This window comes from Amycolatopsis sp. 2-15 (assembly GCF_030285625.1).
Taxonomy (GTDB): Bacteria; Actinomycetota; Actinomycetes; order Mycobacteriales; family Pseudonocardiaceae; genus Amycolatopsis; species Amycolatopsis carbonis.
The window spans coordinates 9619496-9639605 of the sequence record NZ_CP127294.1; the positions used below are offsets into that span (position 1 = coordinate 9619496).

General features: G+C 70.6%; 19 protein-coding genes. All 19 read right to left on the bottom strand.

Annotated features, from left to right (window positions below; translation table 11 throughout):
* Position 1: 1 nt before the first annotated feature.
* A complete protein-coding gene (locus QRX50_RS47335; protein ID WP_285969569.1) occupies positions 2 to 856 on the bottom strand; it encodes an FAD binding domain-containing protein in 855 nt (284 codons plus the stop codon).
* Positions 853 to 3291, bottom strand: coding sequence for a xanthine dehydrogenase family protein molybdopterin-binding subunit (locus QRX50_RS47340; RefSeq protein ID WP_285969570.1), 2439 nt, complete (start codon positions 3289 to 3291; stop codon positions 853 to 855). Before QRX50_RS47340 ends, QRX50_RS47335 begins: the two co-directional genes overlap by 4 nt.
* Entirely contained in the window at positions 3291 to 3806 is a 516-nt protein-coding gene (locus tag QRX50_RS47345) for a (2Fe-2S)-binding protein (protein ID WP_285969571.1), read from the bottom strand. The genes QRX50_RS47340 and QRX50_RS47345 overlap by 1 nt, the downstream gene beginning before the upstream one ends.
* Positions 3807 to 4283: 477 nt before the next feature.
* Positions 4284 to 5396 (bottom strand): XdhC family protein, encoded by a 1113-nt coding sequence (locus tag QRX50_RS47350; protein WP_285969572.1) that lies wholly within the window; start codon positions 5394 to 5396, stop codon positions 4284 to 4286.
* Positions 5389 to 6504 (bottom strand): vWA domain-containing protein, encoded by a 1116-nt coding sequence (locus QRX50_RS47355; RefSeq protein WP_285969573.1) that lies wholly within the window; start codon positions 6502 to 6504, stop codon positions 5389 to 5391. Before QRX50_RS47355 ends, QRX50_RS47350 begins: the two co-directional genes overlap by 8 nt.
* A 920-nt stretch (positions 6505 to 7424) precedes the next feature.
* On the bottom strand, positions 7425 to 8345 hold the full coding sequence (locus tag QRX50_RS47360; protein WP_285969574.1) for an AAA family ATPase: 921 nt from the start codon (positions 8343 to 8345) through the stop codon (positions 7425 to 7427).
* Positions 8342 to 8941: a nucleotidyltransferase family protein gene (locus tag QRX50_RS47365; protein ID WP_285974747.1), complete on the bottom strand. Its 600-nt coding sequence runs from the start codon at positions 8939 to 8941 to the stop codon at positions 8342 to 8344. Before QRX50_RS47365 ends, QRX50_RS47360 begins: the two co-directional genes overlap by 4 nt.
* Before the next feature lie 421 nt (positions 8942 to 9362).
* Positions 9363 to 10169, bottom strand: a complete 807-nt coding sequence (locus QRX50_RS47370; RefSeq protein WP_285969575.1) for an IclR family transcriptional regulator domain-containing protein — start codon at positions 10167 to 10169, stop codon at positions 9363 to 9365.
* Between the two features lie 10 nt (positions 10170 to 10179).
* Positions 10180 to 10593 carry a 4-carboxymuconolactone decarboxylase gene (gene pcaC, locus QRX50_RS47375; protein ID WP_285969576.1) on the bottom strand — a complete coding sequence of 138 codons (414 nt, stop codon included), beginning with the start codon at positions 10591 to 10593 and terminating at the stop codon, positions 10180 to 10182.
* Entirely contained in the window at positions 10593 to 11372 is a 780-nt protein-coding gene (pcaD, locus tag QRX50_RS47380) for a 3-oxoadipate enol-lactonase (RefSeq protein ID WP_285969577.1), read from the bottom strand. The genes pcaC and pcaD overlap by 1 nt, the downstream gene beginning before the upstream one ends.
* A gap of 31 nt (positions 11373 to 11403) precedes the next feature.
* Complete coding sequence (gene pcaG / locus QRX50_RS47385) at positions 11404 to 11955, bottom strand: protocatechuate 3,4-dioxygenase subunit alpha (RefSeq protein WP_285969578.1); 552 nt, start codon at positions 11953 to 11955, stop codon at positions 11404 to 11406.
* Positions 11955 to 12689, bottom strand: coding sequence for a protocatechuate 3,4-dioxygenase subunit beta (gene pcaH / locus QRX50_RS47390; protein WP_285969579.1), 735 nt, complete (start codon positions 12687 to 12689; stop codon positions 11955 to 11957). The genes pcaG and pcaH overlap by 1 nt, the downstream gene beginning before the upstream one ends.
* Before the next feature lie 39 nt (positions 12690 to 12728).
* Entirely contained in the window at positions 12729 to 13910 is a 1182-nt protein-coding gene (locus tag QRX50_RS47395) for a thiolase family protein (protein WP_285969580.1), read from the bottom strand.
* Positions 13907 to 14662 carry a CoA-transferase subunit beta gene (locus QRX50_RS47400; protein WP_285969581.1) on the bottom strand — a complete coding sequence of 252 codons (756 nt, stop codon included), beginning with the start codon at positions 14660 to 14662 and terminating at the stop codon, positions 13907 to 13909. The genes QRX50_RS47395 and QRX50_RS47400 overlap by 4 nt, the downstream gene beginning before the upstream one ends.
* Complete coding sequence (locus tag QRX50_RS47405) at positions 14659 to 15468, bottom strand: CoA transferase subunit A (protein WP_285969582.1); 810 nt, start codon at positions 15466 to 15468, stop codon at positions 14659 to 14661. Before QRX50_RS47405 ends, QRX50_RS47400 begins: the two co-directional genes overlap by 4 nt.
* Positions 15469 to 15677: 209 nt before the next feature.
* Complete coding sequence (locus QRX50_RS47410; RefSeq protein WP_285969583.1) at positions 15678 to 16559, bottom strand: carbohydrate ABC transporter permease; 882 nt, start codon at positions 16557 to 16559, stop codon at positions 15678 to 15680.
* A 1-nt stretch (position 16560) separates the two neighbouring features.
* Positions 16561 to 17541, bottom strand: coding sequence for a carbohydrate ABC transporter permease (locus QRX50_RS47415; protein WP_285969584.1), 981 nt, complete (start codon positions 17539 to 17541; stop codon positions 16561 to 16563).
* 1 nt (position 17542) lies between these two features.
* Positions 17543 to 18829, bottom strand: a complete 1287-nt coding sequence (locus QRX50_RS47420; protein ID WP_285969585.1) for an ABC transporter substrate-binding protein — start codon at positions 18827 to 18829, stop codon at positions 17543 to 17545.
* Positions 18830 to 18838: 9 nt separating this feature from the next.
* Complete coding sequence (locus QRX50_RS47425) at positions 18839 to 20038, bottom strand: ROK family transcriptional regulator (protein WP_285969586.1); 1200 nt, start codon at positions 20036 to 20038, stop codon at positions 18839 to 18841.
* Positions 20039 to 20110 lie beyond the last annotated feature (72 nt).

Genomic DNA, 20110 nt, shown 5'->3' on the forward strand with positions numbered 1-20110 from the left:
ATCAGGCTCCGACCGCAGCCGTCAGGGCACGGCCCGTGAGCACCCGCGCGAGGTGCTGCCGGTACTCGATGTCGGAGTTGCCGTCCGCTGCCGGGTTCGTGCCGTCGGCGGCGTGCGCGGCGGCGGCGCGGATCACGTCGGCGTTGGCCGAAGCGCCCACCAGCGCCTGTTCCACGGCGACGGCACGCACGGGCGTCGAGCCCATGTTCGTCAGCGCCACGTGGGCCTCCTCGATCACGCCGCCCTCCGTGCGGACGGTGGCCGCGACCGCGACCATCGACCACGCCTGCGCCACCCGGGTGAACTTCTCGTAGTGCGCGCGCCAGCCCGTGTGCTTGGGCAGGCGCACCTCCACGAGCAGCTCGTCGGGCGCCAGGGCCGTGGTGAAGAAGTCCTGGAAGAAGTCCGCCGCCGCTACCGTGCGACGGCCGCCGGGGCCGGCGATCACGAGCGAAGCTTCCATCGCCAGCACCGGCGCCGCCAGGTCGCCCGCCGGGTCGGCGTGCGCGATGGCGCCGCCGAAGGTGCCGCGGTGGCGCACCTGCGGGTCGGCCACGGTGTCGGTGGCCGCCTTGATCAGCGCGGCGTGCTCGGCGACCAGCGGGTCGCGCTGCACGTCGTAGTGCGTGGTCATCGCGCCGATCACGAGGTCGCCGCCGTCCTCGCGCACGCCGCGCATCTCCGCGACCTTGCGCAGGTCGACGAGCGTGGTCGGCGCGGCCAGGCGCATCCGCAGCACCGGCAGCAGGCTCTGCCCGCCCGCCAGCACCTTCGCGTCCTCGCCCGCGGCGGCGAGCGCCTGCACGGCTTCGTCCACACTGGACGGAGCCACGTACTCGAACGGGGCCGGGATCACTGGGCACCTCCGGAGGCGTCGATCGAACCGAGGCCGCCGCCGGCCTCCGAGCCGGCTCCGCCGGCGTCCGTGGTTCCGTGCTGGACGGCATGCCACACCCGCATCGGCGTCAACGGCATGTCGATGTCGTTCACGCCGAAGTGGCGCACCGCGTCGATCACGGCGTTGACCACCGCCGGCGTCGAGGCGATCGTGCCCGCCTCGCCGACACCCTTGGCGCCCAACGGGTTCGTGGTCGACGGCGTCTCGGTGCGCGCCGTGGTGAACGAGGGCAGGTCGGCCGCCGAGGGCAGCAGGTAGTCGGCGAACGTGCCCGTGGTGAGCGTGCCGCTCTCGTCGTGCACGGCCTCCTCGAACAGCGCCTGCGCGATGCCCTGCGCGAGCCCGCCGTGCACCTGGCCCTCCACGATCAGCGGGTTGACCACCACACCGACGTCGTCCACGCACACGTACGAGCGCAGCTTGACCCGGCCCGTCTCCGTGTCCACCTCGGCGGCGCACAGGTGCGTGCCGTGCGGGTAGGAGAAGTTCTCCGGGTCGAACGTGGCGTCGGAGTCGAGCGAGGGTTCCATGCCGTCGGGCAGGTTGTGGGCGGCGAACACGGTGAACGCGATGTCCTGCATCGTCGTCGACTGGTCCGTGCCCTTGACGGTGAACTTGCCGCCGGCGAACTCCAGGTCGTCCTCGGAGCACTCGAGCAGGTGCGCCGCGACCGGCTTGGCCTTGGCCACCACCTTCTCGGCGGCCTTCACGACAGCGACACCACCGACCACCAGTGATCGCGAACCGTAGGTGTCCATGCCCTTGTGCGAAGACTGCGTGTCGCCGTGCAGCACCTCGATGTCGTCGAACGGCACTCCCAGCTGGTCGGCGAGGATCTGGCTCCACGCCGTCTCGTGCCCCTGGCCGTGGCCCGAGGCACCGGTGGTCACCTCGACCTTGCCGGTCGGCAGCATCCGCACCGACGCGTACTCCCAGCCGCCCGCCGCGTAGTCGAGCGAGCCGAGCACGCGCGACGGCGCCAGGCCGCACATCTCCGTGAACGTGGAGATGCCGATACCGAGCTGCACCGGGTCACCGGAGTCGCGGCGCTGCTGCTGCTCGCGCCGCAGGCCGTCGTAGTCGAACAGCTCCTTGGCCTTCTCGGTCGCGGCCTCGTAGTTGCCCGTGTCGTAGGTCAGGCCCGCCACCGTGGTGAACGGGAACTCCTCGTGCTTGATCCAGTTCTTCTCGCGCAGCTCCATCGGGTCCATGCCGAGCTCGTCGGCGAGCTCGTCCATGATCCGCTCGACCGCGAACGTCGCCTCCGGCCGTCCGGCGCCGCGGTAGGCGTCGGTGAGCGTGGTCGTGGTGAACACGTTGGTGCAGGCGAAGTGGTACGCGGGGAACTTGTAGATCGCGTTGAACATGAACGCGCCGAGGATCGGCACGCCCGGCCCGACGAGCCCGATGTAGGCGCCCATGTTGGCGAGCAGCTCGACCTTGAGGCCGGTGACGGTGCCGTCGGCGTTCGCGGAGATCGTGATGTCCTGGATCTGGTCGCGGCCGTGGTGCGCGGTGAGGATCGACTCCGACCGCGATTCGTTCCACTTCACCGGTTTGCCGAGCTTCTGTGCCACGAGGACGGTCATCATCTCCTCGGGCAGCACGCCGATCTTGCCGCCGAAACCGCCGCCGACGTCGGGGGCGATCACGCGCAGCTTGTGCTCCGGGATGCCCAGCGTCAGCGCGGTCATCACGCGCAGGATGTGCGGCACCTGCGTGGCCGACCACACCGAGATCTGCGTGCCCGTCGGGTCGACCACGCACGCGCGCGGCTCCATGAACGCCGGGATCAGCCGTTGCTGGCGGAACCGGCGCTTGAGCACGATCTTCGACGACGAGATCGCGTCCTCGACGTTGCCGCCGGTGCCCGCCTCGGCCGAGTCGAACTTCCAGACCGCGCTCTCGTTGGTGCCCAGGTCCTCGTGCACGAGCGGCGCGCCCTCGGCGAGCGCGGCCTCCATGTCGAGGACCACGGGCAGCTCGTCGTACTCGACGTCGATCGCCTCGAGCGCGTCGTGGGCCTCGGCCGACGAGCGCGCGACGACCACCGCGATGCCTTCACCGGCGAAGTTGACCTGGCCGTCCGCCAGCACCGGGCGGCGCGGCGACTTCATGTCGGGCGTGATCGGCCACGCGCACGGCATGCCGATCGACCCGTCCGGGTCCAGGTCCTTGGCGGTGTAAACCGCGATGACACCGGGTGAATCCTTGGCCGCCGACACGTCCAGCGACACGATCTTGGCGTGCGCCATGGGGCTGCGCAGCACGGCGAGGTGCAGCATGCCTGGCAGCACGATGTTGTCGGTCCAGCGCGTGCGGCCGGTGATCAGCCGCTCGTCCTCCTTGCGGAGCCGGGCCTTTCCGACTTCCGGCTCGATGGTCGCGGTCATCACTCACCACCCACACCGACGTGCTTGATCTGCTCGGCCTCGGGTCCGGCGCCCGGGCTCATGTGCTGCGCGGCGTCGCGCACCGCGCGCACGATGTTCTGGTAGCCGGTGCAGCGGCAGAGGTTCCCTTCGAGACCTTCACGCACGGCCGTCTCGTCGGGATCGGGGTTGTCGGCCAGCAGGTCGATCGACGCCATGATCATGCCGGGCGTGCAGAAGCCGCACTGCAGGGCGTGGTTGTCGTGGAACGCCTGCTGCACGGGGTGGAGCCGCCCGTCGCGGGCGAGCCCTTCGACGGTGGTGACCTCGCTGCCGTCGGCCTGGACGGCGAGCACGGAGCAGGACTTCACGCTGTGGCCGTCGAGGTGGACGGTGCACGCGCCGCAGTTGCTCGTGTCGCAGCCGACGACCGTGCCCACTTTCCCGACGCGCTCCCGCAGGTAGTGGACGAGAAGTGTGCGGGGCTCCACCTCATCGGTGTACTTCGTGCCGTCGACAGTGACGGTGATGCGCATCAAAGGCCTCCAAGAGCAAATGCCCGCCTGACCCGGGTGGGGGCCGGCGGGCCGGTTCGGGAACGGCCAAGGTCGATCGTGATCGGCCTCACAGGGGAGCCTGCTACTCCTTACGCGCGCGGACAAGTCCTGATGTCGCACATCCGGGCTGAGATCCCGCATCTGCACGCTTATGCGCAGTGCCATTCCGCAGATGCGGACCTCCGTCCGGGTGATTTTTCCACCCGGCGGCAAAACTCACCCGAGTCTCAGATGGACGGTCGCGACATGGTCGACTTCCGCCTGGGCATGGGGATTTCCGGTCATTCGCCCACCGCGCGCGTGGTCGCTCGAGGATTGACCGTTGGTTCACCGCATTGTCGGGTCCAAAGTGGATTTTTATCCGCAGATACGGTTCTTCTGGGCAATTGTCTCCGCATATGCGGATTCATGCGAAAGTCCCGCACACCGGGGCGTGCGGGACTTTCTGAAAAACACTCAGCTGTGGATCCGGCCGGACAAAGCGGCCAATCGTCGTCCGGTTCCGCTCCAGCGCAGCGAAATGATCTCCGCCGCGATCGACACCGCTGTCTCCTCGGGTGTGCGCGCGCCCAGGTCCAGGCCGATCGGCGACGAAAGCCGTTCCAGCTCCGGCTCTGTGATGCCGGCTTCGCGCAGGCGGGAGAACCGGTCGTCATGGGTCTTGCGGGAGCCCATGGCGCCCACGTAGCCGACGTCGAGCCGCAGCGCGATCTCCAGCAGCGGCACGTCGAACTTCGGGTCGTGGGTGAGCACGGCGATCGCGGTGCGGCTGTCGATGCGGCCGGCCTCGGCCTCGGCGGCGAGGTAGCGGTGGGGCCAGTCGACCACGACTTCGTGCGCGTCGGGGAACCGGCTGCTGGTGGCGAACACGGGCCGCGCGTCGCACACCGTGACCTGGTAGCCGAGGTAGGCGCCCATGCGCGCCATGGCGGCGGCGAAGTCGATGGCGCCGAACACGAGCAGTCGTGGCGGCGGTTCGAACGAGTTCACGAACACGGCCATGCCCTCGCCGCGGCGCTGGCCGTCCGGCCCGTAGCGCAGGGTGCCGGTGCGGCCGCTGGCCAGCAGGCCGCGCGCGTCGTCGGCCACGGCGTCGTCCATGCGCGAAGAGCCGAGCGAGCCTTCGACGCGGTCGGGCCACACGATCATGCGCTCGCCGACCAGGCCGGGCGTCTCGTGCTCGACGATCGTGACCACGGCGACGGGCTCGCCGCCGCGCACGGACTCCACGACCCGGTCCAGTTCCGGCATCGAGTCGCGGTCCACGTGTTCCACGTAGATGTCGATGATCCCGCCGCAGGTCAGGCCCACGGCGAAGGCGTCGTCGTCGGTCACGCCGTAACGCTGCAGCACGGGCTTGCGGTCGGCGACCACTTCCTGGGCCAGCTCGTACACGGCGCCCTCGACGCACCCGCCGGACACGCTGCCGGCGACGGTGCCGTCCGGCGCCACCACCATCGACGCGCCCGGTGACCGCGGCGCCGACGAGAACGTGGCCACGACCGTGCCCAGGCCCACCGTCTCGCCCGCCAGCCAGCGGCGGTACACGTCGTCCAGTACGTCACGCATCGGCAATCTCCCCGAGCAGTCGTTCCAACGTCGCCAGGCTGTGCCCGGCCAGCAAGCGGTCGATGTGGGGCAGAGCAGCGACGATGCCGGATTGAACCGGAGCGTACCCCTCCCGACCCGCGTGCGGATTAACCCAGAATACGGCGTGCGCGAGCCGGCGCAGCCTGCCGAGCTGTTCGGACAGCAGCGCGACGTCGCCACGCTCCCAGCCGTCGGAGAACACGGTGACCACGGAGCGGCGCGCGATTCCGCGCTGACCCCAGCGGTCGAGGAACACCCGCAGCGTCTCGCCGAGGCGCGTGCCGCCGGCGAAATCGGGCACCGCGTTGCCGGCCGCGAGCATGGCCTGCTCCGGATCGCGCTGCCGAAGCTGGCGCGACACCCGCGTCATGCGCGTGCCGAGCGTGAAGACCTCGACGCTCGACGGTGCGGACCGGGTGAGCACGTGGGCGAAGCGCAGCAACGCGTCGGCGTAGGGGCTCATCGAACCGGAGACGTCGATGAGAAGCACCGTTTTCCGCGGGCGGGTGCCGCGGCGGCTGCGGACGAGGCGCACGGGTTCCCCACCGTCGGCGAGCATGGCGCGCAACGTGCGGGCTGGGTCCAGCCGGCCGCGGTGGGCGGGGCGGCGGCGCGCCGCGCGGCGGCGCGGCGGAACCGGTTTGAGCGTGGCCAGGAGCTCGCGCAGGTGCTCGCGCTCGGTTTTGGTGAGCTCGGCGAGGTCACGGTGGCGCAGCACTTCGTGGTCACTCGCGGCGACTTTGAGGCTGTCGGGTTCTTCGTCGCCTTCGCTGCTGCCACCGGCGTCGGAGGTCAACGGTGCGATGCGGGCACGCTTCTGAGCAGGGACGGACTGGGTGCCGCGGCGGGTCTCGTCGCCGTCGAACCAGCGGGCGAAGGCCTCTTCGTAGCGCGGCAGGTCGTCAGGATCGGAGCACAACGTGAGCCGGCCGGCCCAGTAGAGCTGCGTGGGCTCCGCGATGTCCACCTCCGCGACGGCCGCCAGATACGCCTGCACACGCCGCGCATCACACGCGACGCCCGCCTCGCGCAGTGCCGCCGCGAACCCGGCTAAGCCGGCCAGCGGATCGGCGACGTCGGTCTCCATGCCTCCATTGTGCAACGGTTTCGCCCCGCGCGGGTTTCTCCGGCCACGCGCGAGCGCGCACGCCGCCCCTCCCCCGGGAAGACGCGCGCGCTCAGCGGCTCCGCGCAGCGACCACCCAAGGTAGCGGGAGGGCGGGCGCGCGGAGACTTTTGGGGAAAGATCGAGAAGGTGGGGTGGTGGCTCTGGGCGCCGGGTTTGCGCTTCGGTGGCGCGGTTGGGTGCGGTCGGTGCGTGGCCGGGCCGGTTCAGTGCCGGGGTTCGGTGCCGGGGTTCGGTGCCGGGGTTAAGTGCCGGGGTTAAGTGCCGGTTTGCAGTGCCGGTTTGCAGTGCCGGTTTGCAGTGCCGGTTTGCAGTGCCGGTTTCCGCGCCGGGTCAGAGCACGGGGAAGACCGCGGCTGCGCGATCGATCTCGGTCATCCACACGGTCTTCCTCCTCTCGGCCGCTTCTGTCGCGGTGATGGGAAAAGCATGACTCGCGGGCGGTGGTCCGGTCAACGCAATCAACTGCAGTCCACAGTAGACGAACGAGAGCCGCAACACTTTCGCGGAACGGCGCCGCCGCGGAGAGCTGTTTTTCGCCTCGCGCGATCACCGCCACGAAGCGCGGCTCAGCACGACAGCCGCCCTCGGCGCCGCGCGAACGCCGCGCCCAGGGCGGCGACCCGAGGCGCGGCAGGAGAACAGCGCCCACTCGCGGACGGTTGCGCCACGGAGAGCTGTTTTTCGCTTCGCGCGGGCATCGCCACCAGCGCCACGCACCGCGGCGGGCGGCGCCGGCACCGCGCTCGAACGCCTCGCCGAAGCAGCCGCTCCGGGGCGCGGCACGGAGAATCCGGGCCTGGCGCCGTGCGAGGTCGCCAGCGCCGCCTCCGCGTCAGGATGGGCCGTGCGCGAGTCGGCATCGCCGCCGCCGAGCAGTGTCAGGAGAACAGCGTGTCCAGTTTGGCGCGCACGCGGTCCATGTCTTCGCTGTACTTGAGGACCGCGCCGAGGGTGCGGGCGGCGGTGGCGGCGTCGAGCTCGTCGCGGTCGAGGGCGAGGAGGGCGCGGGCCCAGTCGAGGGATTCGGCGACGCCCGGGGGCTTGAGGAGGTCCATGGCGCGGAGGCGGTGGACGGCGTCGGCGACCTGGCGGGCGAGGGTTTCGCCGATGCCGGGGATGCGGCGGCGCAGGATGGTGATCTCGCGGGCGAGGTCGGGGTGCTCGAGCCAGTGGTAGAGGCAACGGCGCTTGAGGGCGTCGTGGACCTCGCGCGTGCGGTTGGAGGTGAGCACGACGAGCGGCGGCTGCTCGGCGCGGACCTCGCCGTATTCGGGGATCGTGACGGTGTACTCGTCGAGCAGCTGGAGCAGGAACGCTTCGAACTCGTCGTCGGCGCGGTCGATCTCGTCGACGAGCAGCACGCACGGCGCCGTGGTCAGGGCCTGCAGCAGCGGGCGCGCGAGCAGGAAACGCTCGGTGTAGAGCGAGCGCTCGGCGGTCTCGGCGTCGAGGCGACCCCCGTCGGCGGCTTCGAGGGCGCGCAGGTGCAGGAGCTGGCGGGGGAAGTCCCATTCGTAGAGGGCCTGCGCGGCGTCGATGCCCTCGTGGCACTGCAGGCGCACGAGCGGCAGGTCGAGCGCAGCCGAGAGCGCCAGCGCCAGCGACGTCTTGCCCGTCCCCGGTTCGCCTTCGCAGAACAACGGGCGGCGCAGGCGCAGGGCGAGGAACCCGGCCGTCGCCAGCCCCTCGTCGGCGAGGTACCCGGTGGCGTCGAGCGCGGCGGTGAGCTCTTCGGGTGAGGCGAGGGACTGAGTCACGCTCCCGATCGTAGGGCTCCCGGGCACAGTTGCGCCGGTCATCCCGCCGTCTTCGGGGTCCGCCCCAGGTCAGCGGGCCGGTCGACGTCATGGCCGCTGCCCAGATCCCCGCACTCGACGAGCACGACGTCTCCCCGGCCCCGCAACCAGTCCCGCGCCCCGCGGTCCCCCTGCGCCGACGCGGCTACCTCGCCCCACCACCGTCGCCCGAACAGCACCGGATGCCCGGGTACGCCGTCGTACGCCGCTCGGACAACGGCCGTCGGAGAAGCTTTCGCGACCACGCGCGCCAACGCCGCCGCCGGCACCCACGGCAGGTCGACCAGGTGCACGAGCACCGCCACGGGCCCGCTTTCGGCGCCCTCCGGGAACTGGTCGGCGAGCGCCGCCAGCCCCGCCTTCAGCGACGCACCCATGCCGCCTTCCCAGCCCTCGGCGTAAATCGCCAGGCTTGGGTCGGACAGCAGCTTCGTCACGTCCTCGGCCGCCGCCCCGACCGCCACGCGCACCGGGCCGCACCCGGCCTCGACGAGCGTGCGCAACGCCCGCCGCACCAACGGTTCCCCGTCCAGCTCGACCAGCGCCTTCGGCCCACCGAACCGCCGCCCCGCCCCGGCGGCGAGCAGCAGCCCCGCCACGCGCGGCGCCGCACCGGTTCCGGGTCCGGCCGGCGCGGCCTCCGGGTCGCCGCTCGCAGCGGTTGCCCGGTCGGTCTGCGGGCTTGCCGGCGATTCGGTCGATCCACCGGCCGCCGCAGCCGAGCCTGCTGTCCGCTGACGAGCCGCCGAGGTCGTTTGCTCACCGCTCGCATCAGCGCCGACGCCGGCGGCGAACTCCGCCGCCTCGGCATTCGCGGTGGCCACTCCCGGCCGCGCGGCCACGAGCGCCGGAGCCGCACCGGTTCCGGGTCCGGCAGGTGCGGTGTCCGGCTCGCGGTTCGCAGCAATCGGGCCGGCAGGGTCACTTCGCGCGGAGTCGGCCTGCTTGTGGCCGGCGGTGGCACCCGGCCGGCCGAAAGTGAAGTCGGTCGGCGCGGCGGCGGGGGCGGTGGTGAGCGGGTCAGCCACGGACGGCCTGCGCGGGGCTGGAGCCGGCGAGGTCGGCGGCGATGGCGTGGGCCGTGTCGAGCAGGGGCGGGATCAGGTCTTCGCGGACGGAGTGGGCGGGGGTGCGGCTGGCGTGCGTGGAGATGTTCACGGCCGCGACCGCGCGGCCCTGGCGGTTGCGGATCGGCGCGGCGACCGAGCGCAGGCCCTCCTCGAGCTCCTGGTCGACCATGGCCCAGCCCTGCTCGGCGACCTGCGCTAGCTCGGCCTCGAGGGCGGCGCGGTCGGTGAGAGTGTGGGACGTGAGCCGGTCGAGCTCGGTGATCAGGAAGTAGGCCTCGAGCTCCGCCGCCGACATGTCGGCGAGCAGTACGTGGCCCATGGACGTGGCGTAGGCCGGGAAGCGCGTGCCGACGTTGATGCTCACGGTCATGATGCGCGAAACCGCCACGCGCGCGACGTAGACGATGTCCGGCGGCTCCAGCACCGACACGGAGCTGGATTCCCGCACCTGCGCGGAAAGCCGCTCCAGGTGCGGTTGCGCGACCTCCGACAGCGACAGGCTCGACAGATACGCGTACCCCAGATCGAGCACGCGAGCGGTCAGCGAGAAGTACTTGCCGTCGGTGCGGACGTACCCGAGATCCACGAGCGTGAGCAGGAACCGGCGCGCGGCGGCGCGCGTGAGGCCCGTGATCCGCGCGACGTCGCTGAGCGTCGGGTGTGGCGCCTGGGCGCTGAAGGCCTTGATCACCGCCAGCCCGCGCTCCAGCGACTGCACGTGGTGCGCGCCGCGTTCGGCCGGTTCGTCGGAGTCCATGCCGCGAACCCTATCCGGCGTCGGGGACCTGCGCGGTGGGCTCGCCCAGTTCGGCCAGCGTGCGCTGGGCGATGGCCATCGCCGTGTTCGCCGCGGGCACGCCCGCATACACGCCGGTGTGCATCAGGACCTCGCGGATCTCCGCGGCGGTGAGGCCGTTGCGGATGGCCGCGCGGACGTGCATGGCCAGCTCGTCGTGGCAGTGCAACGCGGTGAGTGTGGCCAGCGTGATGCAGCTGCGCGTCTTGCGGTCCAGGCCGTCGCGCGTCCAGATCGAGCCCCACGCGGCCTCGGTGATGTACTCCTGGAACGGCTTGCTGAACTCCGTGGTCCGGGCCACCGACCGGTCCACGTGCTCGTCGCCCAGCACCTCGCGGCGCACCTTCATGCCCGCGTCGAAACGTTCGCCCGGAACGTCGACCATCACACTGCCTCCGTGATCTGCTCGAGGATCAGCCGCGTGAACTCCGCCGGCTGCTCGTAGTTGCCCAGGTGCGCGGCCGAGGCGACGACCTCGAACCGCGCGCCCGGGATGCCTTCGGCGATGAGCCTGCCGTGGGAGTCGGGCGGGGTCGCGGGGTCGTCGGCGCCGGAGATCACCAGCGTCGGCGTGGTGATCTTCGGCAGGTCGGCCAGCTGGTCCATCCGCTCGATCACGCCGCAGCAGGCCGCGTATCCCTCGTCCGGGCAGTCGGTCATCATCCCGCGCAGGAACGCCATCTCGTCCGGGTGCGACTGCGCGTACGCCGGCGTGACCCAGCGGCCCACCCCGGCCTCGGCGACGGCGCCGGTGCCCTCGGACCGCACCAGTTTCGCGCGGTCCGCCCACATCTGCGGCGGGCCGAGCTTCGCCGACGTGCAGCACAGCGTGAGGCTCCGCAACCGCTCGGCCGCGTGCACCCCCAGCCACATCCCGGTCATCCCGCCGAGCGAAAGCCCGACGAGGTGTGCCCGCTCCACACCCAGGTCGTCCAGCAGCGCCAGCACATCGCCGCCCAGGTCGGCCAGGTCGTACGGGCCGTCCGGCACGGGCGAAGCGCCGTGGCCGCGCGTGTCGTACCGCACGACCCGGTAGCCGCGCTCGACGAGCGGCGCCACCTGCGGGTTCCACATGCGGTGGTCGCTGCCGATCGAGTTGGAGAACACCACCACCGGGCCGTCGCCGCGGCCCTCGACAACCCGGTGCACCGCCACGCCGCTCACGCCTGTACCTCCAAAGTGGACAGATAATCGATCAGAGCGCGAAGAAGACCGTCTCGCCCTTGCCCTGCAGCCGCACGTCGAAGCGGTAGCCGTCTTCGGTCTTCTTCGCCACGAGCGTGTCCCGGCGCTCGGCCGGCACGCTCGCCAGCACCGCGTCGCCCGAGTTGTCCTGGTCTTCGAAGTAGATCCGCGTGACGACCCGGTTGAGCAGCCCGCGCGCGAACACCGACACGTCGATGTGGCGCGCCTGCTGGCCCTGCTCACCGGGCAGCACACCCGGCAGCAGCGTGAGGATGCGGTACTCGCCGTTCTCGTCGGTGGGGCACCGGCCGAACGCGCGGAAGCCCGACTCGGCGCGGCCCCGCGGGTCGTCCGGGTGGTCGAACCCGCCCTGCGGGTCGGCCTGCCAGGTCTCGATCAAGGCGTCGGGCACGACCTCGCCCGCGCCGTCGGTGACGGTGCCGCGAATCCAGAACGCGCCTTCGGTGCCCTCGGGCACCACGAACGGCCCGTCTTCCCACGGCAACCCGATCGACAGATACGGGCCGACGGTCTGCGACGGCGTCGTGAGCAGCTCGCCCATCAGTCCTCGTCCTCCTCGTCCTCGAACACCGACTGCTCACGGCCGCGCACGACGATGTCGAAGTCGAAGGCCAGCGCCCACTCCGGCACGGTGCGCTCCAGGTTGAAGCGCGAGATCATCCGCTGCCGAACCTTCTCGTCGGGGATCGAGTTGAAGATCGGGTCCTGGTAGAACAGCGGGTCTTCCGGGAAGTACATCTGCGTGACCAGCCGCTGCGTGAACGCCGAGCCGAACACGGAGAAGTGGATGTGCGCGGGGCGCCAGGCGTTGTCGTGGTTCTTCCACGGGTACGCGCCGGGCTTGATGGTGGTGAACTCGTAGCGCCCGTCGTCGTCGGTCAGCGCGCGGCCGAGCCCGGAGAAGTTCGGGTCGATCGGCGAGGGCCAGCGGTCGCCGGTGTGCCGGTAGCGCCCGCCCGCGTTGGCCTGCCAGATCTCGACGAGCGAGTTGCGGATCGGGCGGCCGTCGCCGTCGAGCAGCCGGCCGGTGACGATGATGCGCTGGCCCTGCGGCTCGCCGTCGTGCTGGCGGGTGAGGTCGTTGTCGAGCTCGCCGAGGCGGCCCGGGCCGAGCAGCGGCCCGGTGACCTCGGTGAGCATCTGCGGGAGCAGCACCAGCGGCTGCGACGGGTGGCGCAGCTTCGTGGAGCGGTAGCCCGCGAAGTCCAGCGGGGCGTTGGCGTCCTCCGGCTCCCGCGGGTAGCGGGGCAGGCGGAGATCGGTGGGAGCGGCCACGGTTCCTCCAATCCGGTCGGTGGTGTCAGAGCAGGGGTGTCACTGGCGTTCGAGGACGACGGCGAGCCCCTGGCCCACGCCGATGCAGATCGCGGCGACGCCGTAGCGCCCGCCCGTCTGCTGCAGGCGGTTGGCGAGCGTGCCGAGGATCCGGCCGCCCGACGCGCCGAGCGGGTGCCCGATCGCGATGGCCCCACCGTGGACGTTCATGAGCTCGGGGTCGAGCTCCTTCCACTCCTTGAGGCACGCCAGCGACTGCGCGGCGAACGCCTCGTTGAGCTCCACGGCCGCCACGTCGCCCCAGCCGATGCCGGCGCGCTCCAGCGCGATCTCGGCCGCCCGGACCGGGCCGACGCCGAAGATGTTGGGCTCGACACCCGCCGCACCGCGGCCGGCGATCCGGGCCAGCGGCGCCTTGCCGAGCCGCTTGCCGGCGGCCTCGTCGCCCAGCAGCAGCGCCGACGCGCCGTCGTTGATCGGCGACGAGTTGCCGGCCGTGACCGTGCCGCCGTCGCGCTTGAACGCGGGCTTCAGCTTGGCCAGCTTTTCCATCGTGGAATCGGGCCGGATGCCCTCGTCCCGGGTCAGCTCGACGCCCTCGACCGGCACGACGTGGTTGTCGTAGAAGCCCTCGTCCCACGCGCGCGCCGCGTTGACGTGGCTGCGCACCGCGAACTCGTCCTGCTCCTCGCGCGTGATGCCGTAGCGCTCGGCGAGGTACTCGGTGGAGTCGCCGTTGGAGATCACGTACTCCTGCGGCATGGCCGGATTGACCATGCGCCAGCCCAGCGCGGAGTTGTACAGCGTCTGGTTGGCGGCCGGGAACGCCTTCTCCGGCTTGGCCATCACCAGCGGCGCGCGGCTCATGGACTCCACCCCGCCGGCGGCGATCAGCGACGCGTCGCCGACCTGGATCGTGCGGCTGGCCTGCATCACGGCATCGAGGCCCGAGCCGCACAGGCGGTTGAGCGTGCCACCCGGCACGGTCACCGGCCAGCCCGCGAGCAGCGTGGCCATGCGCGCGACGTTGCGGTTGTCCTCACCGGCGCCGTTGGCGTCGCCGAGCAGCACCTCGTCCACAGCGGACGGATCGAGGTCGTTGCGCTCGGCCAGCGACTTCAGCACGGTGGCCGCGAGGTCGTCCGGACGCACCTTCGCCAGCGCGCCGCCGTGGCGACCGAAGGGGGTGCGGACCGCGTCGAACAGGAATACGTCGCTCATTCGCCGGCCTTCTTCAGGGATCGGAGCAGGGTCAGTTCCTCGTCGGTGGGCGCCGGGGTGATCTTGAGGTCCGCCGCCACCTTCAGTTTCCACCCGGTGGCCGCGATCACCTGCTCGACCTCGATGCCGGGGTGCACTTCGGTGAGCGTGAGCTCGGCGGTCTCCGGGTCGGGCCGCATGAGGCCGAGGTCGGTGACCACCAGCGTCGGGCCCGCGCCGCGCAGGCCGAGCTTCTCGCGGTCGCCCTTGCCGGTGCCGTGGCCGAACGAGGTGATGAAGTCGACCTTGTCCACGAACGCGCGGGGGCTCTGCCGCAGCACGATGAACACCTCCTTGCAGGAGGCGGCGATCTCGGGCGCGCCTCCCGCACCGGGGAGGCGGACCTTCGGGTCGTGGTAGTCGGAGCCGATCACGGTCGTGTTGATGTTGCCGAACTTGTCGAGCTGCGCGGCCCCGAGGAACCCGACGTCGATACGGCCGGGCTGCAGCCAGTAGTTGAAGACCTCGGGCACGCTCACCACGGCGTCGGCGGTGTCGGCCAGCTCGCCGTCGCCGATCGAGAGCGGCAGCCGGGTCGGCTTCGCGCCAAGGCAGCCGGATTCGTAGATCAGCGTGAGGTTCGGCGCGTGCGTGCGCCGCGCCAGGTTGGCCGCGGTGCTCGGCAGGCCAATGCCCACGAAGCAGGACATGCCCTCGCCGAGCGCGCGCGCCGCGGCGATGCTCATCATCTCGTCGGCGGTGTACTCGCTCATGCCTTCACCCCGGTCAGCTCGTTCAGCCACTTGGTGAACTCGTCGCGGTCGCGCCCGATCAGGTCCCACGCCTGGTAGGCGGAGTTGTCGCGCTCGTAATAGCCCGCCGCGTACGACGGCTTCGCGCCACCCGGCACCTCGGCGACAGCGGTGACGGCCCACGTCGGCAGCACCAGCGCGCCCGGCTTGGGCTCCAGCTCGTCGACGACCTCTTCCACGGTGACCAGCGACCGCTTCGCCGCCAGCACCGCTTCCTTCTGCACGCCGGCGATGCCCCAGATCTGCACGTTACCCGCGCGGTCGGCGCGCTGGGCGTGCACGATCGTGACGTCGGGGTTCAAAGCGGGGACCGCGGTGAGCTGCTCACCCGTGAACGGGCAGGTGATCGGCTTGATCGTGTCCGTCTGCGCCGGCAGGTCGGTGCCCGTGTAACCGCGCAGCACCGCGAACGGCAGCCCGGACGCGCCGGCGACGTAGCGGTTGGCCATGCCCGCGTGGCTGTGCTCCTCGATCTCCAGCGGCACCGGCCAGCTGTGCTGCACGGCGTCGCGGAACCGGTGCAGCGAGCCGACACCCGGGTTGCCGCCCCATGAGAAGATCAGCTTGCTCGCGCAGCCCGCGCCGATCAGCTGGTCGTAGACGATGTCGGGGGTCATCCGCACCAGCGTGAGGTTCTTGCGCCCCTGCCGGATGATCTCGTGCCCGGCCTCGACCGGGATGAGGTGAGTGAACCCCTCGAGCGCGACGGTGTCCCCGTCGTGCACCAGCTCGGCGACCGCCTCGCCGAGCGACAGCACCGTAGCCATCGCGAGCCTTTCCGTCCTGTTATCGATCGTGCCCGACCACCCGAGAGCGTTCACTCCGGTGTTCGAGTGTTCGTATCGCGCACACAAGTTCTTGATATGAACATAGCACGCCGGACCGGCCCGAGGCGAGTAGCGCGAAGAACGACCGAAACCACGAAAGGCCCCTCCCGGAGCCGAGGAAGGGGCCCTTCCACTGGATGGGAGGGGACCTATTCCTTCATGCCGCTCGCCGCGATGCCGCGGACGATGAACCGTTGCGCCACCAGGAACATCGCCACGAGCGGGGCGATGGTCACGAGCGCGCCGGCGAACAGGGCGGGCAGGTTGATCGTCTGCGCGGTGAGGAACGTCGAGAGCGCGATCTGGGCCGTCCACGACGACGGATCCTGCCCGATGACCAGGGGCCACAGGAAGGAGTTCCAGCTCTCGATGAACATCAGCGCGCCGAGGGAGGCGATCATGCTGCCGGAGTTGGGCAGCACGAGCCGGCGGTACACGCCGAGGTAGCCGAGCCCGTCGAGCCGGCCCGCCTCCTCGATCTCCGCCGGGAACCGCAGGTAGAAGTTGCGGAAGAGGATCACCGTGAACGCGCTGAACAGGTTCGGCGCGATGATGCCCCACTCCGTGTTCACCCCGCCCATGGCGCCGACGACCACGAACGTCGGCACGAACGTGACCGACTGCGGGATCATCAGCGTCACCAGCACGTAGGTGAACACCGCGCGCCGGCCCGGCACGTTGATGCGGGCCAATGCGTAGCCGGCCATCGAGCCGAACATCGTGCCGACCGGCGCCGTGATGATGGCGATGACGAACGAGTTGAGCAGCGCGTGGCCCATCGGCACCGAGGCGTCGGCGAACAGGTCGCCGAAGTTCACCCATGACAGCGGGTCGGGCAGCCACGACCACTCGGGCGAGGCGACCTGCGCGCGCGTCATCAACGCGTTGCGCACCATGATGTAGAACGGCAGCAGGAAGATCAGCACGAGCACGGTGGCCAGCGCGTACTTCGGCACGCGGCCCCAGCCGCCCGGGCGGCGTTCCCGCACCTTCGCCGGTGCTGCTGAGACACTTCCGGTCAGCACGGCCATGTCAGTCCTTCTTCCCGAAGCCCACGAACTTCCCCTGCAGCAACGTGATCGCCACGATGATCACGGTCAGCAGGAACGCGCCCGCGGAACCGACGCCGTAGTTCTGGTCGCCCAGCGCGGAGTCGTAGAGGTACACCAGCGGCGGCTTCACGGGCGCGGTCGCCGTGCCCGAAAGGCCGGTGCCGAACAGGTTGTAGAACTCGTCGAACGCCTGGAACGCCGCGATGAGGATGAGCAGCAGCACCGCCACCGACGTGTTCCGCAGCTGCGGCAGCGTGATGTAGCGGAAGGCCTGCCACTTCGACGTACCGTCCAGCTCACCCGCTTCGTAGAGCGAAGGCGAGATCGCCTGCAGGCCCGCGAGGAAAAGGATCATGTACAGCCCGACCTGCAGCCACAGCCGCAGTGTGACCACCGCGATCCAGTACACCGGCGGGCTCGTCTCCGACAGCCACGCCACGGGATCGGCGCCGAACAGGCCGCCGATCACGTTCGCGACCCCCGAGGGCAGGCCGTTGAACAGCGCCATCTTCCACACGAGCGCCGCGACCACGTAGGACACCGCACCAGGAATGAGGAACACCGTGCGGAAGAACGCCTTGCCGCGGCGGATGCTGTTGACCAGCACGGCCAGCCCCAGCGACGCGACGAACGTGACCGGCACGATGAACACCGTGAACAGCGCGATGATCAGCAGCGAGTCACGGAACGCGGGATCGGACAACAGGAACGTGTAGTTGTCGAAGCCGATCCAGTTGCCCAGTGAGATCGTGCCGCGCGCGTCGTTGAACGAGAGCAGGAAGCTCCACGCGATCGCGACGTACTTGAACACGCCGAGCCCGATCACCACCGGGGCGGTGAGCAGAGTGAACGCGCCGACCGCGCGCCAGTCCACCTTCCGGCGGCGCCGCTTGGCGGGCGCCGCCGGGGTCCTGGTGGAGGGCGACAGTACTGAAGCCGACGACGGGGACGAGACGGCCATGTCAGGCGAGCTGCTTGTCGACTTCGGCCTGGGCGCGCTTCGCCGCGTCGCCGAGCTCGGCGGCGGGGTCGGCCTGACCGTTGGCGATCTTCGTGGCGGCCTGCAGGAACAGCGTCGCCGAAGCCTTGTTCCACAGACCCGAGTACGAAAGCCCGTTCTGCTGCGAGATCGTGACGGCGTCCTTCGCCGCGCCGGAGGAGAACTCGGTGGTCTGCGCCGCGACCTCCTTGCGGGCCGGGATGTGGAAGCCGTACTTGACGCACCAGTCCTTCTGCAGGTCGGCCTGCTGGATCCACAGCCAGTTGACGAACTTTTTGGCGGCGTCGAGGTTCTTGCTCTTCGCGTTGGCCAGCTGGTACCAGCCGCCGACGCGCGCGACCTGCCGGCCCGCATCGCCGAACTTCGGCCACGGCACCACACCGAAGTCGTCGCCGAGCGCCTTCTTGATGTCCGGCAGCGACCACAGGCCGCCCCACTGCATCGCGGTGGCGTTGTCGGAGAACGCGCCGGGGTCGGACCAGTCGGTGGGGTAGCCCTGCAGCAGGCCGCCGGTGTCGTGCAGCTGCTTGAGGCCCGCGATCGCGGCGACGGCCTCGGGCGTGGCGAACGCGACCTTCTTGCCACTGGCGTCGAAGAAGTCGGCGCCCGAGGACCACAGCAGCAGGGTGGCGGCCTCGCCGACGCCGTCGGTGCCGATGTAGAGGCCCTTCTGCTTGCTCGTGGTGAGCTTGCGCGTCGCGTCGAGCAGCTCGGCGAACGTCGTCGGCGGCTTGACCCCGGCCGCGGCCAGCACGCTCTTGCGGTAGTACAGCATCATGACGTCGTCGATCGTCTTGACGCCGTAGATCTTGCCTTCGACGGTCGCGGTGTCCAGCGCGGCCTTGGAGAAGTCGCCCTTGACTGGGTCGACGATGTCGTCGAGCGGGGCAAGCAAGCCGTTCTTCACGTTCTGGTAGCGGAAGTCGCCGATCTCGAACAGGTCGGGCGCGTCCGCGGTGAGCATGGCGGAGTTGAGCTTGGTCTCGTAGTCACCGGCGATCCAGCTGACCTTGATCGCGATGTCCGGGTTGGCCTTGGTGAACTCCTGTGCGTAGCGCTGCACCGCCTGCTGCGTGCCCGATTCGCCGTACGCGTGGTACCACTGGTTGAGCGTGACCTTCGCCCCGCCCGCGGCACCGGAGTTCTTGTTCAGCGGGTCGGAGGTGCAGCCCGCCAGAGCGGCTCCCCCGGCGAACAGCACGGAGCCGACGAGGAAGCTCCTGCGCGACAGGTTTGGGGACGGGGCCATGACTTCTCCTCACAAACGGTCGGACACGAAAAGACTCTGAACGGCGACAGCGGCGGCGCCCCGTGCCCATTCCTCGAACGGCAGCGGCCGGATCACCAGGCCGCACCGCGCGGCACTGCCGAAGGCCTGCTCCGCGAACGTGCGGCGGATCTGGTCCTCGAACAGGTCGTAGGTGGCCACACCCTCGCCCGAGACGACGACCCGTTCCGGGCCGAAGAGGTTGACCAGCGCAGCGAGACCGAGCCCGATCGCGTGGCCCGCGGTCGCGAAGACGGCCCGCAACGGCTCGTCCCCGGCCCGCGCCCGCGCGACGGCCTTGTCCAGCGTCAGCGCCGGATCCCCCGCGACCCGGCGCGCACTCGCGACGATCGCCTCGGTCGACGCGATCGCCTCCACACAGCCCGTGCCACCGCAGTGGCAGGCCGGGCCGTCGGCTCCCATGCCGGCGACCGGGACGTGCCCGATCTCGCCGGCCACCCCGTGCGCGCCGCCGACGAGCCGGCCGTCGAGCACGAGGGCGCTTCCTATGCCGGTACCCACGGTGACCAGCGCGAACGACGAGGCGCCGACACCTTCGCCGAACCACTGCTCGGCCACGGTGAGCGCTTTGACGTCGTTCTCGAGCGTGGTCGCCAGGCCCGTGCTGACCTCCAGCAGCTCGGCCAGCGGCACGTCACGCCAGCCGAGGAACGGTGAGTAGCGCACGACGCCGGTGTCGCGGTCGACGTCGCCGGAGATCGCGACGCCCAGGCAGTAGGCCCGGTCGCGGAAGCTGGTGGCGCCGTCGGGCGCCGAGCCGGCCAGCAGTTCGGCGACGAGGTCGACGAGCGCGCGCACCACGTGGTCCACGTCGTGACTGGTCAGCGGGTGGTGCTTGGCCACGCGGATCTGGGCCTGCAGGTCGGTGACCACGCCGATCAGGTCGTCGCCGGTGATCTTGACGCCGATGAAGTACTCGCGGTCGGGCCGGATGGCCAGCGGGCTGGCGGGCCGGCCGGCGCCGGGCGCGGTGCGTTCGGCGGAGGCGAGCTCTTCGAGGTAACCGGCTTCGATGAACGGGCGCGCGGCCTTCGTCACGGCGGCGGAAGAAAGGCCCGTGCGGCGGGCGACGTCCACGCGGCTGACCGGCCCCTGGGTCAGCACCGTGGTGAACACGGTGGCCGCGGCGGGACTCGTGATCGGCGCCCTTGCCGGTGCACTGCGTGGCATGCGCGGAACCGTACGACGGATAAATTAACTTCGTCAAGAATTTATTTTTCCGCTGGTCATCCCTACGCTCTG

Coding starts and splice junctions, on each gene's coding strand:
- QRX50_RS47355 (WP_285969573.1), bottom strand. CDS start 6,504: ATGGAGACCGACGTCGCCGATCCGCTGGCCGGCTTAGCCGGGTTCGCG.
- QRX50_RS47405 (WP_285969582.1), bottom strand. CDS start 15,468: ATGGCTACGGTGCTGTCGCTCGGCGAGGCGGTCGCCGAGCTGGTGCAC.
- QRX50_RS47350 (WP_285969572.1), bottom strand. CDS start 5,396: ATGCGTGACGTACTGGACGACGTGTACCGCCGCTGGCTGGCGGGCGAG.
- QRX50_RS47360 (WP_285969574.1), bottom strand. CDS start 8,345: ATGACCGGCGCAACTGTGCCCGGGAGCCCTACGATCGGGAGCGTGACT.
- pcaG (WP_285969578.1), bottom strand. CDS start 11,955: ATGGGCGAGCTGCTCACGACGCCGTCGCAGACCGTCGGCCCGTATCTG.
- QRX50_RS47410 (WP_285969583.1), bottom strand. CDS start 16,559: ATGGCCGTGCTGACCGGAAGTGTCTCAGCAGCACCGGCGAAGGTGCGG.
- QRX50_RS47420 (WP_285969585.1), bottom strand. CDS start 18,829: ATGGCCCCGTCCCCAAACCTGTCGCGCAGGAGCTTCCTCGTCGGCTCC.
- QRX50_RS47370 (WP_285969575.1), bottom strand. CDS start 10,169: ATGGACTCCGACGAACCGGCCGAACGCGGCGCGCACCACGTGCAGTCG.
- QRX50_RS47340 (WP_285969570.1), bottom strand. CDS start 3,291: ATGACCGCGACCATCGAGCCGGAAGTCGGAAAGGCCCGGCTCCGCAAG.
- pcaC (WP_285969576.1), bottom strand. CDS start 10,593: ATGGTCGACGTTCCGGGCGAACGTTTCGACGCGGGCATGAAGGTGCGC.
- QRX50_RS47400 (WP_285969581.1), bottom strand. CDS start 14,662: ATGAGCGAGTACACCGCCGACGAGATGATGAGCATCGCCGCGGCGCGC.
- QRX50_RS47425 (WP_285969586.1), bottom strand. CDS start 20,038: ATGCCACGCAGTGCACCGGCAAGGGCGCCGATCACGAGTCCCGCCGCG.
- QRX50_RS47395 (WP_285969580.1), bottom strand. CDS start 13,910: ATGAGCGACGTATTCCTGTTCGACGCGGTCCGCACCCCCTTCGGTCGC.
- QRX50_RS47345 (WP_285969571.1), bottom strand. CDS start 3,806: ATGCGCATCACCGTCACTGTCGACGGCACGAAGTACACCGATGAGGTG.
- QRX50_RS47415 (WP_285969584.1), bottom strand. CDS start 17,541: ATGGCCGTCTCGTCCCCGTCGTCGGCTTCAGTACTGTCGCCCTCCACC.